Source organism: Bradyrhizobium sp. USDA 4486, assembly GCF_054057995.1.
Genome location: NZ_JBSRZV010000001.1, coordinates 4,677,222 through 4,693,402, shown reverse-complemented (window position 1 = coordinate 4,693,402; position 16,181 = coordinate 4,677,222). Strand labels below are relative to the sequence as shown.

At 57.7% G+C, this 16,181-nt stretch carries 13 protein-coding genes; 8 read left to right on the top strand and 5 right to left on the bottom strand.

The genetic code is table 11. The features are described 5' to 3' along the window. Positions 1–136 precede the first annotated feature (136 nt). From fixJ to ACVWY3_RS22630, 5 genes are all read right to left on the bottom strand, one after another. Positions 137–742, bottom strand: coding sequence for a response regulator FixJ (gene fixJ, locus ACVWY3_RS22650; RefSeq protein WP_456840464.1), 606 nt, complete (start codon positions 740–742; stop codon positions 137–139). Beyond that, a complete protein-coding gene (locus ACVWY3_RS22645) occupies positions 739–996 on the bottom strand; it encodes an ATP-binding protein (protein ID WP_456840463.1) in 258 nt (85 codons plus the stop codon). The genes fixJ and ACVWY3_RS22645 overlap by 4 nt, the downstream gene beginning before the upstream one ends. A gap of 643 nt (positions 997–1,639) precedes the next feature. Then, positions 1,640–1,792 (bottom strand): hypothetical protein, encoded by a 153-nt coding sequence (locus ACVWY3_RS22640; protein ID WP_456840462.1) that lies wholly within the window; start codon positions 1,790–1,792, stop codon positions 1,640–1,642. Positions 1,793–2,295: 503 nt separating this feature from the next. After that, positions 2,296–2,664 carry a hypothetical protein gene (locus ACVWY3_RS22635; RefSeq protein ID WP_456840461.1) on the bottom strand — a complete coding sequence of 123 codons (369 nt, stop codon included), beginning with the start codon at positions 2,662–2,664 and terminating at the stop codon, positions 2,296–2,298. A gap of 366 nt (positions 2,665–3,030) precedes the next feature. Beyond that, a complete protein-coding gene (locus tag ACVWY3_RS22630) occupies positions 3,031–3,306 on the bottom strand; it encodes a hypothetical protein (protein WP_456840460.1) in 276 nt (91 codons plus the stop codon). A 38-nt stretch (positions 3,307–3,344) separates the two neighbouring features. On the opposite strand from ACVWY3_RS22630, the gene ACVWY3_RS22625 reads away from it, so the two are divergent. From ACVWY3_RS22625 to ACVWY3_RS22590, 8 genes are all read left to right on the top strand, one after another. Then, positions 3,345–3,611 (top strand): hypothetical protein, encoded by a 267-nt coding sequence (locus tag ACVWY3_RS22625; protein ID WP_456840459.1) that lies wholly within the window; start codon positions 3,345–3,347, stop codon positions 3,609–3,611. A 321-nt stretch (positions 3,612–3,932) separates the two neighbouring features. Continuing rightward, a complete protein-coding gene (locus tag ACVWY3_RS22620) occupies positions 3,933–4,235 on the top strand; it encodes a hypothetical protein (RefSeq protein WP_456840458.1) in 303 nt (100 codons plus the stop codon). An 837-nt stretch (positions 4,236–5,072) separates the two neighbouring features. Then, entirely contained in the window at positions 5,073–5,384 is a 312-nt protein-coding gene (locus ACVWY3_RS22615; RefSeq protein WP_235884902.1) for a hypothetical protein, read from the top strand. Between the two features lie 683 nt (positions 5,385–6,067). Continuing rightward, positions 6,068–6,256 (top strand): hypothetical protein, encoded by a 189-nt coding sequence (locus tag ACVWY3_RS22610; RefSeq protein ID WP_456840457.1) that lies wholly within the window; start codon positions 6,068–6,070, stop codon positions 6,254–6,256. 1,018 nt (positions 6,257–7,274) lie between these two features. Beyond that, positions 7,275–8,429: a nodulation protein NoeE gene (noeE, locus tag ACVWY3_RS22605; RefSeq protein WP_456840456.1), complete on the top strand. Its 1,155-nt coding sequence runs from the start codon at positions 7,275–7,277 to the stop codon at positions 8,427–8,429. Between the two features lie 227 nt (positions 8,430–8,656). Next, positions 8,657–9,601, top strand: a complete 945-nt coding sequence (gene cysD, locus ACVWY3_RS22600) for a sulfate adenylyltransferase subunit CysD (protein ID WP_456840455.1) — start codon at positions 8,657–8,659, stop codon at positions 9,599–9,601. Next, positions 9,601–11,484, top strand: a complete 1,884-nt coding sequence (gene cysN, locus ACVWY3_RS22595; RefSeq protein ID WP_456840454.1) for a sulfate adenylyltransferase subunit CysN — start codon at positions 9,601–9,603, stop codon at positions 11,482–11,484. The genes cysD and cysN overlap by 1 nt, the downstream gene beginning before the upstream one ends. A gap of 2,270 nt (positions 11,485–13,754) precedes the next feature. Next, on the top strand, positions 13,755–16,166 hold the full coding sequence (locus ACVWY3_RS22590) for a 2-aminoethylphosphonate--pyruvate transaminase (RefSeq protein WP_456840453.1): 2,412 nt from the start codon (positions 13,755–13,757) through the stop codon (positions 16,164–16,166). Positions 16,167–16,181 lie beyond the last annotated feature (15 nt).

Sequence of the window (16,181 nt, the reverse complement as noted above, 5' to 3'; positions counted from 1 at the left end):
AGCAGCTTGTGTTGCATCAATAGCCACCACCGAAAACATGATCGGCTCCGCGCTGTGCACCTGCCAACCTCCGTTCGTCGGCTGGACTGCGCAGCTTGAATGCATCAATACGCCATTCGCACCATGTGCGTCCCTGCTAGAGTCCCGCGGTAATGGCGATCCGCATCAACTCGGACATGCTGCGGACATTGGCCTTGGCCATGAGGTTTGCACGGTAAACCTCGACTGTCCGAGGACTAATGCCCAGATCATGCGCGATCACCTTGTTGATCTTGCCGGCTAATAGTCCCTGCAGGACGTCACGTTCGCGCGAGGAGAGGTCCGCGAGGCGGGCTTCCGCCCGCAGTTTCGCTGCGTCATCGGCGGCCTTCGTTGGCCGCGCTTTCAACGCACTATTGATCGCGCGCAACAGTACCTCCTCTTCGAACGGCTTTTCGATGAAGTCGACCGCGCCCGATTTCATCGCGTCGACCGCGAGCGATACGTCGGCATGACCAGTTATCAAGATGACCGGGCAGTCGACGCGATTGGCCTTCACTTTTCTGACCAATTCGAGACCGCTCATACCCGGCATACGGATGTCTGACACGATGCAATCGACTGGACCGCTCGCGACGTCATTAAAAAACGCGGTCGCCGTCTCATAGGTTGCTACGTAGAAACCGTTTACATCAAGAAGAAACGCGAGCGAGTCCCGCATTGCGGCGTCATCGTCGATCACAAGAATTCGCCGCCCAATCATGTCTCTTCGCTAAGCTCCGCGAATGCCGTCTTAAGGATCGTGCTGCTACTCGCGGTCGTTTCCACGACGATATGGCTGCCATGTGACTCGATGATCGTCCGGCAGATTGATAGCCTCACACGCACGCCATGGCTTCTGGTCGTGACGAAGAGCTGGAACAGTCGGTCGGCGATATCAGCGCTTGATGCCGGGCCCCTATTAGCAACGGTATACGTGTCGACGTCGGCAACTTCGCGGCGCGGGCAGGAAGTCATGGCCTCGATTTCGACGTATCAGGTTTAGCGCGACCTGCTGAATCTGGATCTTGTCTACAATGATGTCGCGGTCGCTGCGGGTCATCACGCGTACGCCTTACGCCTTAGGGCCGACTAGGGCCAGGGCCACAGCTTCTTCAAGGAGCGTGAGCGGCTTCTCCACAGTGTGCTCGCCCCTGGAAACGAAGTCCCGCGGGCGCTTGATGATATCTTTGGCGCGTAGAGCGTGTTGGCGCGGCGCGTTCGAGTGCATCGCCATTGCAGTTGGCGTCCGGTGCGGTGCGCGCGAGCGGAGCCTTTGTGTCCCGCATGCAGTTTGTAATTGCGGAGAGCGGCCGGTTGATCTCACTGCCAATAGACGATGCCATCTCACCTATGGCGGTCGCTCGCGACACGTGCACGAGTTCAGATTGTAGCTCTTCCAACCGCCGTCCCTGCGCCCGCCTCGGTGAGGTTTCGGATGAAACCGGTGAAGAACCGTTCGGCGCGCACTTTGGCCTCACCGACGAGATCGAGCCGTCGCTTCGTTCGCCGACCACGATGCGGCCGATGCCAATGATGTGCCGCTCGCCGTTGGTCAGACAACGTTTGATGTAGCGCCCGTGCTCGACGCGGTAGAGCTGCGGCCTCAACCTCGATACATTCATTCCGACCACGTGAGAGCAACCAATAAACGCACTGCTAAGGCGCTGAACGAGCGAATGATCCTCTTCTCAATCACGATCATGGTGCCCGCGAATGCCACGGTATCGATCATGGCTGCGGGATTAGGCCTTTCAAAGGCCACGCCGATCATGAGGCTGCAGAGCAGGGGCCTGGGCCCCCAGCCGCGACGAAAGCGGCAAAACGAGGACTGGAAGGTAGATGTTCATGAACGCGAGGTCCTGAACATATGGATATAGCGCCAGGCAGAGCATGAGAGCTAGCGCGGCGGCGGCCGCGGCAGCGCCATAGGCTTACCAGACATGGTCGGACATCTTTTCTGGGAGACGCTATCATTCGATCGACTTTTCATTGTTTCCCACGAGAGGCCACCGGAGCAGAACGCGCTTCAACTCACACCGATGTATTGCGCGGGATGGCCGCAGCTACCTGGGCCATATGCGCCAGTGCGTCGGCTGCACGGCTATGTGTTCTCCGGTCGTGGCATTGATCCAGCCGCTGAAGGCCCGCCGGCAAGGAAAGACCACCCGGTGAATGGTATTACCCTCGATCACGGCAATCTCCAGATCCCGATTCAAGGGCGGCGCCGTTTCGAGCCGCTCCCACGTCAGGTCGCCAGTAGATCTTGCACGGTGTTCATCGCTGCTGGCTGACAAATTCAGGCAACCTTCTGAACACTTCGCACGAGATGGCTTGGCCGCCGCGAGCAGGCTCAGCGCAATATTGCCGAAGCGGCGCGGTCTCGATTGCGCCAGTCGCGGCCGGGCTTTTGTCGGCCGTGGCGCCGTTTAACCTATCGTGCCGGGACATGATCGGCTCGTCAGCCGAGATATTAGGATTGGCGCTGCGAAGCAACTCCCGGGCTTCGGTCAAATCAATGTGGATCGGCTCAAGACGTCGGCGGCTCGCATTAACCGCTGTTCTGCGGAAGTTTAACTGGACTTCCGCCCCCGCAGCCTGACCTGCGTCGAGACGAATGTCTCTGTGGTCTGTCATGTCGAACATCCCTCGTTCGTGGGAAATCTCCTTGTCCCACGTCGGCAGCGTGGGTCGCTCCGTTGTGATGACGTCAGCCGCGCCGCTTGTGAGCGGGGCGGCATCCCCGAGAACCGGAAGCCGCCGGAACCCCGCTTGACACCATTCGGACAAGCCTAGCTTCGCTCGGCGCTGATCATCGCGGTCGCCCGCGGGCCGATGAAGTGGACGCCTAGCACGCGGCGGAGGTTCTTGTGCACTCATCGGCACGCGGCTTGGGTACATCCGGCAGCGCTCCTTGAACTGGGTCGCCGGTATCTGGACATGAAAAGATGATGGCGCACCATGTCTTTCTGTCTGCCATGTGTGTGATCTTGGACAGGAAGCTTACTTCTATCAGCAGGCAGTCGCCGCTGCATTGATACAGGTCAAAAAGAGCTGATGCACGTCCAGAATGGCCGAGCTCGAGCTGCGGCTGCGAGCCGCATAGGCCTCATTGGCAGGCGACATGTCCCAAGTCGAGCGATCCACCGCGGCCTCGCGTTCGTCTGCAAACACGTAAGCATATAGCCTGGTTGATTTGATCCGCACGCTCGAATAGGCCACGACGGCATTTGTCCCGGTGCTGCGGTAGCCGGCAAGCAGATCGTCGATTGATCGCTTGCCTCGCATTGTCGGTGGCCTTGCCGGGCAGATCCCAGAAATGGGCTTTGGCGCTGAAGGTCCTGAAGCCTGGGCTCATCGAAACGTCTGCTGCGGCAAGCGTGGTCGTCGGCTTTGCTGTCGCGGCCGCAGCATGGACCGTCAGAAGCGAGATCGAGGCGGTCCGCCGCATGGCCCACGATCACGTGCGCGTAGGTTTCGCCATCGATAGCCGCGGCCGCCGGCGCGCGTCAGAAATGGCTTTGGCGGGTGACTGGCGCAATGACCTGGTGTTTGCGGCGATGCCTCCTGAGACCACAAAGTACCGCGTGTAAAGTTCACGGCCTCTCGAATCTCCATATTGCAAGCGGTTGGGTCGGATCGATCGTGATCAATAGCCCGCATTTGAGGCGTGACGGCGCATGCCGCACTCAATCGTCTGTTCGAGACATACCTCGAGCCATCGGCGACACAATTTCGTTGCTCGAGGGCATGAGCAGACCAGAACGTTATCCCGCAGCTCACAACAGAGTGCGATCGGCGAAGCTGGACAAATACATGTCGCGTGGTCTGCGGGACAACGGGAGCGCTCGGGCGGCGATGCCAAAGTTTCAACAGTACTCAATGAAGGAGCGGACAACCTCTTGGGATGCTGCTTGACGCAGATCAAATACGCCTGTGGCGCGAGTAGGCAGAATGGTGAATCAGGAAACCCACAAGAAGAGCGTGTCATGCCTTCATTTAATGTTCGGTTCATTAGGACCGTTTGTGACGATACCGGCCACGAACATCGTGCATGTCAGGCAGCGTTCAAGGTCGATGCTGCCTCACTGAGTGCTGCTGCACAACAGGCTGAGGCCGATTTCTGCAAGCAAAAGAGTGTCCGCGATTGGACGGTCTTCGCCGATGTGATAGAGCTTCGAACCCCGCCTGCATTGCCGCCGGTATGGGCCGGTTAGCCTGACTTTGGTGCGGGAAGTTCGCGAATTGAAACGTGGGTCAATCTGTAATGTAAGCGTGATCCCCGAGAGGCCCGCGTCGACCGTCGGCTCGAGTACAACTGGTGATGCTGGCGTCAAGTCGGAGGGCGGTTGTCTCACGACACCTAAGAGGATCTGTTTGCGATAATAAGGCGTCCGACGGCGCCTGTATTCTCGGCAATGCGGAGCACGTGAAGGAGCAGCGGGATTGCCCCAGGCACGCTCAAGTACAGGCGAATTCTGCAGAACACTCGCGTAGAGTCTTTGAGCGCAACAGTTGCTTCGATGTCACCAAATGTATAGACCGGCGATCTACGATCGTGTCAAACGAGGACGACATGTTCGATATTTATTTGAACGAAAGACGCGATCTTTTGGTCGTTCCGCGAGGGTTTGCGATCCCCGCGGGGTTGGACGGCAGTTGGAAGAAAAAGAAGCGGGCGGTGCGTTCAGTGAGCGATGTCATTCGGTAAGATGTGCAACAGCGCGGGTACCACCGACGTAGTTTGATCTCAAATCGATCAAAGACGGCAGGCGAGACCTCGTCACAGCTCAGCCAACGCGGTTGCCTGCGCTGACCCATGCTTCAAAACGCTCTGGGCCGGATGTCGCCGATGCCGTTGAGAACCTTGCTTACGGCGAAGCCGTTGTGCGCTGGCGATGAAGTAATCCCAGGTCGTCGTCGACGGCAGGTGGGTATCCTGCTTCAATAGGCTTATGACGCAAGGTTTCTTTTGAAAAAACGGCGCACGGCGCTGCCGGCTTCGCGCAGGATAAGTATTATGGAGCTTTTCCTCGACTCGATGGCGTGCGCGCGTGAGTTTTCAGCTGTCCATACTGAAGATACTTGCCGGCCAGCCGCACGGACGGGCGAGCATCGAAGTCGTTAAACAGTATTTGGCGATCTATTACAGCAGCGGCCCAGAGTGGCCGGCGCGTATGAAGCGCATCGCGAGCCGCGCGCCGCAACTCGATATTTTCGGCCAAAGGCTGGTCGAGCGAGAAGCCGGGTGCTGGATTATCACCGACGAGGGAAGGAAGGCTCTTGAGAGGCTCGAACTGCTAGATCTGGGTGCTATGCAGGGCCAGGTTGAGCGGAAGACCGCGCAAGAGCCCGAAGATGAGTAGCCACTGATGGTGTCTTAGCAGCTGCCAACGAGTGCGCGCAGAAAGCGTTCCTTGGCAAGCGATTGAGCCGGCGCAAGGGTTATCAGCCCGACGGCTTGCCGCTCAATCCCTTGGTGATGGCCACCTACCCCGATTAGGTCGCGCAAGTGCAGTTCGGAGATAATGCAGTGGCTAGTGGTAATGTGAAGCGGTTCACCGCGATCAAGAGATGATATAGCTTCATCCAACCTGAGGATGGAGGACCTGATGTCTTCATGCGCTTCGACGCCTTGAGCTGAGCCCGAACGATGGACACGAAGGCGACACCGATATTCTCTCGCGCCCCGAGGGAGCTCTGGCACTTAGTAACGAGCGCGCGCTAAATCGCCGTGAGGTAACCATAGCAAGAGACCGTCACGATGTATCATAGGGCGTCGATGTTTGATCGCTCTAGGCATATACAAATCACGGACCGTCCTGCTTAGCTTCGAATAGAAAGACGTCGAGTGGGCTGCATTCAATAACGAAGCCTCTCAACACAGCGTCTGTATGAAGTTTATCAACAGGTGCAGTAGTCCAGACGCCTTGTCTTCCGAAAGCATGACCGAGCTAATAACTGGCGCGAGTTCCGATGACTGTCCGTTTTTAACGGTCGTCGCTCCGAAAAAACTATGCTACAAGCGCTCCACTCAGAAGGAGCATTCATGGTGAAAAAAGCAACCAAGAAACGCGTTAAGCGGCGCGAGTGGACGATGGCGGATATCAAAGAGCTCAAAGTCCATTCGAAGGCTCGGACGCCGGTTATAAAAATAGCAAAAATGACCAAACGCAGCGTCGGCGCGCTACGCCAGAAGGCCTTAAATCTCGGAATCGGACTCGGGCATCAGCGTTAATTCAGCAACGCTGGCTAATAGCGCAGTAGGGCGGCTCGCGGGCCGCCCTCTTTTGCCATAGAAACGTTATTGCACATTGGCTTTGCCGACCCGCGCTGAGAGAGTTTTTCACGCACGTGCTGGATGGCGTTCAATGTCGCGGAACGGGCACACCCTTTTCTTTTGCCCAAATAGGTCAAAACCATCAGGATCATCCACCGTAGCCGCGTGATGCCAAGCACATTTAATTTGGCAAGTTCTTGGAGACACGCACGGATCGAAGTGATCTCCCACATAAATGACCGGACAATCTCGTCTCCGTCAGTAGAGGGTGCGGCCAACCGCGCTTGCTGGATCTCCGGAGGCATCTTAAGTCGGGTTCCATCGTTTACAAGCCTCCTTAGCGCCGATTAGGAAGGGGCAACGCGCCAAGAGCAGGAAAATCAAATACTTGGTATAGTTCGGACGGATGGGCTGGCATACAACAGGCTGGCCGGGGCTACGGCTCAGTGTCTTGGCGGACCAAGGGCAGCATTCACGGTCGCGCCGGGAGCGATACGCGCTGACAAGATTGCTGCACCTTGCCAACTGACATGTCATGGTCTGCCTCTTTGCCGCGCTCGCCGAGCTGATCGCTCTTTTGCCGAACTTCTTTGGTGTATGCGGAACATCAGCGAGGTGCATGTCGCATTTACGTCTTTCAATGCCTCAGCAACAGGAAGCTTGTGATTATACGTAATAGCCTTCCATGTGCCGCGAGCGGTCTTCGGCAAACGTCCGTAGAGTTCGTTCCAACCTTCCCATATCCGCAATCAAACTTCGTGCAATTGAGCTGGCGCGCGACTTCGTTTCAACTGTCGAGCAATCGAGGATGCGATTGCAGTGTCCTTTAATCCAGCCGATCGATCGAACTGAACGGTTCTCAAGTCATGAGTGGCAGACAAAATTCTTGTCGTTTTAGCGCTTTGCGGCTGGCTTTGTATCGCTCCATTGAGCGAGCGCCGACAGGGTTCACTTTTCAAGCACGAAGGTCTGAACGATGAGCGCTGGTTTTGGCCGTTCGCCTGCGGTGTGCTTTCTCCTCGGTCTTCCACGGTCTGGGACGACACTCCTGGCGCATTTGCTCCAGCACCATCCAGACATTCTGGCTTCGCCTGAACCCTGGTTGATGCTGGCGCTTGAATCATTTGGCAGGGTGGATCAGCGCCATCCGGCGGGTAGCTCACTGATTGAGGCCGCGACCTCGGAATTCCTGGGGCGGATAGATCGTACGATCCCCAGCCGCGCTTTCGCCGATGCAGCATATAATCAGTATCTGGCAAAAGCGGGCAAGCGCATTATCCTAGACAAGACACCACGCTATTGGATGGCGCTTGAGTTTCTTGAATCTGTTTATCCAGAAGCGCCACACATCCTTCTGATGCGAAATCCCTATGCCGTCGCGGCTTCACTGAAATCGACGTGGGGCATCCCACTGCACGCAGAATGCTCGCATCCGGTCAGCGTCTCCAGTCTCGTCGATCTCATGCTCCGTCTGCCCGACGGTATCATAACTTCACTCGCCGATTTAGTTCTGGGCCTTCCCAAGCTCACCGCGCACCGCACTCGGCCGCACACACAGTTCGTCCAGTACGAACTGCTCGTGGCGCATCCGGACGAGGAGATCCGGCGTCTATTGACGGGGCTCGGCTGTGATCCTGCGGCCGTCGCATCGGCGGGGATGAGACAAGCAGATTATCTTCGATCGAGCAGCTTCGGAGACCGGAAAATCTTGGAACGAAACGCCGTCGATCAAAGCTCTGTCAAGGCATGGCAATCTCAATTGAGCGTGGAAGAGATGCAAACCGTGACCGATCTTGTCGGCGCCGAGCTTTTGCTAGAACTCGGATATGAGCAGGAACTGGTACATGCACGGCAAGCCGGAGTCCTGGATAGGGGAGGCGAGGTAACCGAACTTTATCGTCAGATATTCCGAACCTGGTGGGATTTGCGAAGTACCAAGGCGGGAGCATTATCCGGCCCATCTCGCGCTGGAGATCCGGGCCACACCATGGCTGACCAGTTGCAACAGACGCTGTTGGCGTCAGAAGCTGATCGAGCTGCGGGGCTGGATGGCATTCGCAACCGCGACGCGGCTATCGAGATGTTGCGCGGCGAAGTCGCTCGGCTTGAGCGGATCCTCAATATCCGCTAGGGGATCTGAATGGTTGCGAACAAAACACGCTGGTTGATTTAGCCAAGATCCTTGACTCGCACGAGCTGATCTCCCGATCAGTGTGACGCAGGCGCCGGCGGCACCAGCGGCCTAATGCGATATGCTCCCGCGTCTGCAAGTCGCCTGTCCAACGAGGTTGAGCTATTTGAGCCATGCGTCTTGGCCGGTCGTTTCAGCGGCGGATATACCCACGCTAGCCTGGAGCCATGAAGCGGCGAAGAACAGAAATCCTGCATCGAAAAAGAAGACATATGCTACCGAAACATCTGCGCCGCCTCGAAGCTGAATCGATTGAAATCATGCGTGATGTGGTCGCCGAGTTCAAAAGGCCGGTCATGCTTTACTCGATCGGAAAAGACTCAAGCGTAATGCTGCACATTGCGATCAAGGCGTTTTATCCTGCAAAATTGCCTTTTCCCCTGCTTCACGTTGACACGACCTGGAAGTTCCGCGAGATGATCTGCTTCCGGGACGCGACAGCCAAGCGACTCGGCCTCAACCTGATCGTCCATGTCAACAAGGAGGGCATCGCGCGCGGGATCAATCCGATCGCTTCCGGCTCCGCGCTCCACACCCAGGTGATGAAGACCGACGCGCTGAAGCAGGCGCTCGACCTCCATGGATTTGATGCCGCCTTTGGCGGAGCGCGGCGCGATGAGGAAAAGAGTCGCGCAAAAGAACGGATACTCTCCTTCCGTTCGGCCGGACACGTATGGGACCCCCGAAACCAGCGGCCGGAGCTCTGGAGCCTGTTCAACACACGGATCCGCCAGGGCGAGACCATGCGCGTGTTTGCGATGTCAAACTGGACCGAGCTCGAGGTGTGGGAATACATCATGCTTGAGAAGATTCCGGTCGTTCCGCTCTACTTCGCAAAACAAAGACCGATAGTGCGTCGAAATGGTGCGATGATCATGGTCGATGACCAGCGATTGCCGCTTAACGGCGACGAGTCGCCGGAAATGCGGATGATCCGTTTTCGCACGCTTGGATGTTATCCTTTGAGCGGGGCTATTGAATCCGATGCGACGACGATCAAAGATATCGTCGCAGAAATGCAGACTACGACTGTGTCGGAGCGCCAGGGTCGCCTAATTGATACCGACGAAGCCGCTTCAATGGAGAAGAAGAAGCGAGAAGGCTACTTTTGATGTTTACGAATCCGGCAACGGAACTGGTCCCGGCCAGGACAAAGGATCAGCTGCGATTCATCACATGTGGCTCGGTGGACGACGGCAAATCGACGCTGATCGGCCGATTACTGCACGACAGCAAGATGATCTACCACGATCAGCTCACGGCGCTGGAACGCGACAGCATCAAGCATGGTAGCACCGGCAATGACATCGATTTCGCTCTGCTCGTGGACGGGCTGGAGGCCGAACGGGAGCAGGGCATCACGATCGATGTCGCCTACCGCTTCTTCACGACGCCGCGGCGCTCCTTCATGGTGGCCGACACTCCCGGCCACGAGCAGTATACCCGCAATATGGCTACCGGCGCCTCGCATGCCCAGCTCGCCATCATCCTGATCGATGCCCGCAAGGGCGTGATGGTTCAGACCCGCCGCCACTCCTTTATCTGCTCGCTGCTCGGTATTCGTCATGTCGTGCTGGCAGTGAACAAGATCGATCTTGTCGCATATGACAAGGAGCGCTTCGATCGGATCGCCCGTGACTATCTGGCCTTTGCCGCCGGTCTCAGCTTCACCTCGATTGTTCCGATCCCGATCTCGGCCCGCTACGGCGACAACGTCGTGGACCGCTCCGCTCATGCCAACTGGTATCATGGTCCCTGCCTGCTCGAGCATTTGGAGAGCATTGACATCCAGTCCGGCACCGCAAGCCAAGCTTTCCGCTTTCCCGTCCAATGGGTAAACCGGCCAAACCCGGATTTTCGGGGTTACGCCGGGTCGGTGGCTTCCGGGAGGATCTCGACAGGAGACGAGATCGTTGTCGCTGCGTCGGGGCGGACCACGCGCGTCAAGCGGATCGTGACCCACGATGGTGACCTTGTCGCCGCCGAAGCCGGGGATGCAGTTACCATTACACTAGAAGACGAAATCGATATCAGTCGTGGCGACATTCTGTCGCGACCGGACGACCGACCGAAGGTGGCCGACCAGCTTGCCGCTTATGTGATCTGGATGGACAAGGAGCCGCTCGCTCCCGGACGCAATTACGTCCTGCGGATTGGAGCGCAGACGATTTCTGGCAGCATTACCACAATTAGGCATCGAATCGACGTCAACACTTGTGAGCATCTGGCCGCCGGGACGCTTTCCCTCAACGAGATCGCCTTCTGCGATGTTGTGACCGCAACGCCCGCCGTATTCGATCCTTACGACCTCAATCGAAAGACCGGATCATTTATCGTCATCGATCGTTACACGAATCGTACGGTCGGGGCCGGCATGATTGCCTTTCCGCTACGGCGGGCCACCAATATTGCTAGGCAAGCGCTATCCGTGGACAGGAGAGAGCGCGCCGCGCTCAAGAATCAGAAGCCTTGCGTCATCTGGTTCACTGGCCTGTCTGGCGCCGGAAAGTCGACAATTGCCAACCTTGTTGATCAAAAGCTGTCTGCGATGTCGCGGCATACCATGCTGCTGGATGGCGACAACCTCCGGCACGGATTGAACGCGGACCTCGGCTTCTCGGAGACGGATCGCGTGGAGAACATCCGGCGTGTCGGCGAAGTTGCCAAGTTGATGGCGGACAGCGGCTTGATCGTGATCTGCTCGTTCATCTCGCCCACTAGGGCCGAACGGGACAGCGTGCGCAGCCTGGTTGGAAAGGAAGAGTTCATAGAAGTCTTTGTCGATACGCCGCTCGAGGAATGCGCGCGGCGGGACCCAAAAGGCCTATATTCAAAGGTGAAATCCGGCAAGCTCAAGAACTTCAGCGGGATCGATTCGTGCTACGAGGCACCAACGACACCGGAGGTTCATCTCAGGACCATGGAGCAGACCCTAGAGCATTCAGCGGAAGCGGTAGTGGATGTCTTGATGGCGCGGTCAATTCTTGATGGTTAGAGGTCCCTCGCGTCGCACCGTTGATTCGCACAATATCCCGCAGGCTCGGCCAAGGCGATCCAGCTCAGGCGAACCTGCGATCGGACTTTTGGCTCTAAAGGAACAAAATGGTCGCACCCACTCGTCGATTGCCCGCTTCCGGTTATGTGCTCGAAGTGGATGGTCAATTCAAAACCGAGTACGCGAGCAGAGACGGAGCATGGGCGGGAGCGGAGGAGCTCAAGAAACGCCGTCCCATGCTCCAGATCAGAATCTACGATGTGACAACAAAGTCCAGAGAGGAAGTCCGACTTCCAGTAAGTTGACTTTTCGCTTGGCCCATCTTGCTGCGCGTGCGGCCAGCGACGCGCCGAGCTCCCGTTAAAGCCGAGCAGCGTCTCGGCCGCCTTCGATCTCTCGCGCAGTATGAGGGGCGTCGGTTTCTGGGCCGCATCCGGCGAGCGGACACTTGCTTTCCAGAACCCGAACTTGGCAGTCGACCACGACTCCTTCATGTCGCGGCCATGCCGGCTTTCGGCAAGCTTGTTTCCGTGGCCCGCAGCTTGACGGCGGACAACGCCTGCCTACACCCGCGCCTTCGCATTGCGAGACAAAGCAGCCGCGAACCTTAGCCATCCCGCGCTGCGCTACCGACCTTCGCCGCGCTTCGGGTTCTGCTCCCTTCCGCCTGCCGTCGTTGATCGCCATGAAGGCGGCCATGGCGCGGCCGAATGGCAAGAGAGCTTATCCACGGCAAGCGACAAGGACGATCTCTCGATGATCTGCTCTGGTCAACCGTCAACCTGTCCGACCGCGCGGTAGACCGCGTCGAACGCGAGCTCGCCATCAACGAGCAGGCGCGAGAGGGGCCAACGCGAGCAGAACGGCTGCGAGGTGCGATTCGGCGAACCAAACCGCCTCACTGCCGAGGTACTTGCGCTCATTGAGTGCTGGACGCGATGGAACTCCGTTCACTTCGGGCTTACGGTTTGGACAACCCGTCAACCGCGGCACGCTCGCCGCGGCGGTGATTGTCCATGAGACTTTGGCGCAGCGAAGCCGCGTGCAGAACCGAGAGATGCTGCCAGCCTAACGATCGCGCTCACAGAGGCACACGTGCCACTCATCTAGGGTCGAGTCGACCTGGTCCGAGCAAAGCAGGACGACATGTTCTGCGTCACGGCCTCGCCGAAAGGTGTCGAACTGCTTGTTGCTAAAGCGACAGCAATCGCAGGCTCGCTCAGATTACCTTCAGCCGGACTCGACCTCAGCCTGCCAGGGGCGCTTCATTCAAGCGCAACGACACCTGACAGCGGTGGTCATGTGCGGCGAGGCGTACACTTTCGAGGTACCAGCTATCGAGGAGGATCTCGGCCGCATGGCGGAGAAGCTCGGTACCTCCATCTGCGGTATGGCGAGGAATACGTGAACGGGAAGACTGGGCCATCCTTACCTGCTGGTATGCGGTCGCAGGCGGAGGCCGAGTGTCCTGATGTCGAACTCTCAAATTGTTTTCAGCTCGCTGTGAATCTCCGCAGTCTCCCATCTACGTCCGGTTGCGCGGGCCGATGCGAGTGCGGTCAGGAAAAATTCACACGAGAAACTGCCCGGAGAGGGTTGAAACGCCCCTAACGTCAAGTTGTACGATCTCGAAATGGACAACGACAGTGATTGGCGTCCGAAATCCTCCAAAAAGCGACGGAGTGCGAATGCATCGAGTCTCAAGCCCACGCATCAGACTGCCGCTGCCGACAACGATCATCAAGTGTGTCGTGGCATGGTCTGCATCCAGGCGCGATGACATCCGACTGCATCGTTTTCCTAACGCCGAGTTTGCCTGAATAGAGCAGGTCCACCGCGTAAGGTGGGTCACCGACCTACTGCTTCGCGCCGGCTAGAAGCCGACGGCGCTTAAGTCTGCACATGGATGACAGTTGGGATGAGATCGCGCGTCAGCGTCACCTGCGTTCGAGCGCCCGCTCGGAAAGCCAATGTCTAGGAGATGTGAATGGCATCCGTGATGAGCTTTATGAGCGATCGCTCCGCATCTGCGATGAGATACGGAGGTTGCCATCCGGCAGGGGTTTCGGACGCCCACCCGAAACGGACCCGCGTATGGCGCTTGGCCCGAAGCTGTTGACCTAGGAAGTCGATGCTCGCCACAGGGCTCCCTGGTGGCTGGCGTTATCCAGATCAATTGACACTACAACTTGAGGAGGAATGGTTTGACGAGACAGCGCTCTTTGCTGACGCCTGGTCCATTGTCGTTATCGCTGGCGGTCAGGAGCCAGATGCAGCTTGATCTTGCATCGCGCGATTGCGAGTTCAAGGAAGTGACCGCCTGCATGAGGCGGCTGATGCTCAGCTTGTTGGGAAATGCTGAGGACTATTCGGTGGTGCCTATTCAGGGAGGCGGCTCCTTTGCAATGGAAGCCGCGCTCTCTTCATTTGTGTCCCGAGCGGACAGGCCGCTCGTTTGCATAAACGGCATCTATGGCGAGCGCATTTTACGAATCTTGCGGCTGTGGGGCGTCGAAGCGCTGAAGCTCGTCAAGCGAGCGACCGATCCTTTGGATCCTGAAGAAATTGGCGAGTATCTGAGCCGAAATCCTGGGGTTACGCATCTATGTTTGGTGCATTGCGAGACGACAACCGGAATCGTCAATCCGCTGGACGCGATCGTGGAGGAGGCGAGGCGACGTGGCGTAAAGACCATCATCGACGCGATGAGTTCTTTTGGTGCCCTTAATATCGATCTGAGCCAGCGAGGAGCTGACGTCCTGGTCACCTCGAGCAACAAGTGCATAGAAGGGCCGCCGGGAGTAGCGTTTGTCATCGCGTCTCGCGAGCTGCTCGAGAATGCGGCTCAAGAACGGAGGTCGTTTGTGCTCGACGTGAGAGATCAATGGCTCTCGCTCGAGCGCAGCGGTGAGTGGCGATCGACTCCACCAACCCACATCGTTCAGGCAACGACAAAGGCCCTGGAGATTCTGCACGAGGAGGGCATTGATGCGAGGCGCCGCAGGTATGAGAAGATTAGGGACGATCTCGTCAAAGAACTCGAAGGAGTAGTGTCGCCGCTGCTGTCGACCGAGTTACAATCGCCGGTCTGCGTCGCGTTCGGTGCGCCGTCCGGAATCGTGGACCAGGCAGGATTCGACGGGCTGTACCGCCACTTGGCAGCCCACAACCTTTACGTCTACTCGAAGCTGCATCTTCCGACGCGGAGTTTCCGTATCGGTTGCATTGGAGAAATCCAATCCAGCTGGATCGTGCAGTTGGGCTGCGCATTTCGTACATATTTCCGCTCCAGTCAGGGTCGGTCAGCTCCGCTGATGTCGGCCCAAGAGACATGTGGCGCTCGCGTAAAGATGCCAGCTCGAACGGGTGGAGAACCGCAGCTGTCGTTTTCAGCCGAGACCGCGGTTCTGCATGCGGGCTATCGACGCGACGCAGTGACGAAAGCCGTCGCAGTGCCGATTTACCAGAATACGGCTTATGAACTCGATGGCGATCTAAACCACATTGCTGACGTCTACAACGTCAAGGCCGACGGGTTCACCTACACGAGGATCATCAATCCGACGACTCGCGCGCTGGAAAGGCGCTACGCCGCCGTCGATATGGGAAGGGACTCGCTCGCGGTCGCGTCAGGTCAAGCGGCGACGTTCCTGGCTATCGTCAACCTGTCAAGTGGCGAAGTGGGAGACAATGTCGTCGCCTCTCCGTATCTATATGGCAATACCTGGAACCTGCTCCACAACACATTAAAGCGTCTTGGGATCAGCGTGAGGACGGCAGATCCTCGAAAGCCCGAGACGTTTGAACGTGCCATTGATGATCGCACGATATGCCTGTTCGGAGAGGTGATTTCGAACCCTTGTCTGATTCCGCTCCCCGTCAAACAGCTGGCCGAGATCGGCCGAAAGTACGGCGTGCCTTTGGTCGTGGACAATACGACAACGCCACTGGTATGCCGGCCGTCAGATCTCGGCGCTGCGATTACGACGTACTCCGCGACAAAATATATTTGCGGCCACGGTACGACGCTCGGCGGACTGATCGTTGACAACGGCGAGTTTAGCTACCGGGGAGCCTCTCGCTTTCCCTTGTTCAATCGTCCCGACGATGCGCATGGCGGAATTGTCTGGCATAACGCGGTGCGCGATGTCGACGATCTCGGAAAGAGCGAGTTTCTCCTTAAGGCTCGCATGACCTGGTTGCGCGATACCGGCGCGGCGATCGCCCCGTTTGCGAGCTTTCAACTGATCCAGGGGCTTGAAACGCTGCCACTTCGCATGAAGCAGCACTGCGCGAATGCCAGGATCGTGGCCGACGTTCTCAAGGAGCATCCTAAAGTGCGCCGTGTCTTCTACCCGGGGCTCTTTGAAGGCGCCGATCGGGAAGTCGTCGAACAGACACTCAATGTTGCATACGGACACGGGGCGATGGTTATGTTCGAAGTGGAGGACGAACAAGCCGGGCGCAAGTTCATCCAGAACGTCGACTTGATGTATCACGTTTCGAATGTAGGCGACGCCCGCACGCTCGTGACCCATCCTGTCTCGACGACCCACACCACCGTCCCGCGGGAAAAGCGCGAAGCCGCCGGCATATTTGGCGGCTCGATCCGGCTTTGCGTCGGCATCGAAGATGTCAACGACATCCTGCGCGATCTGGACAAGGCGCTTTCCGCAATCTGACAACCAGCAAGGCGA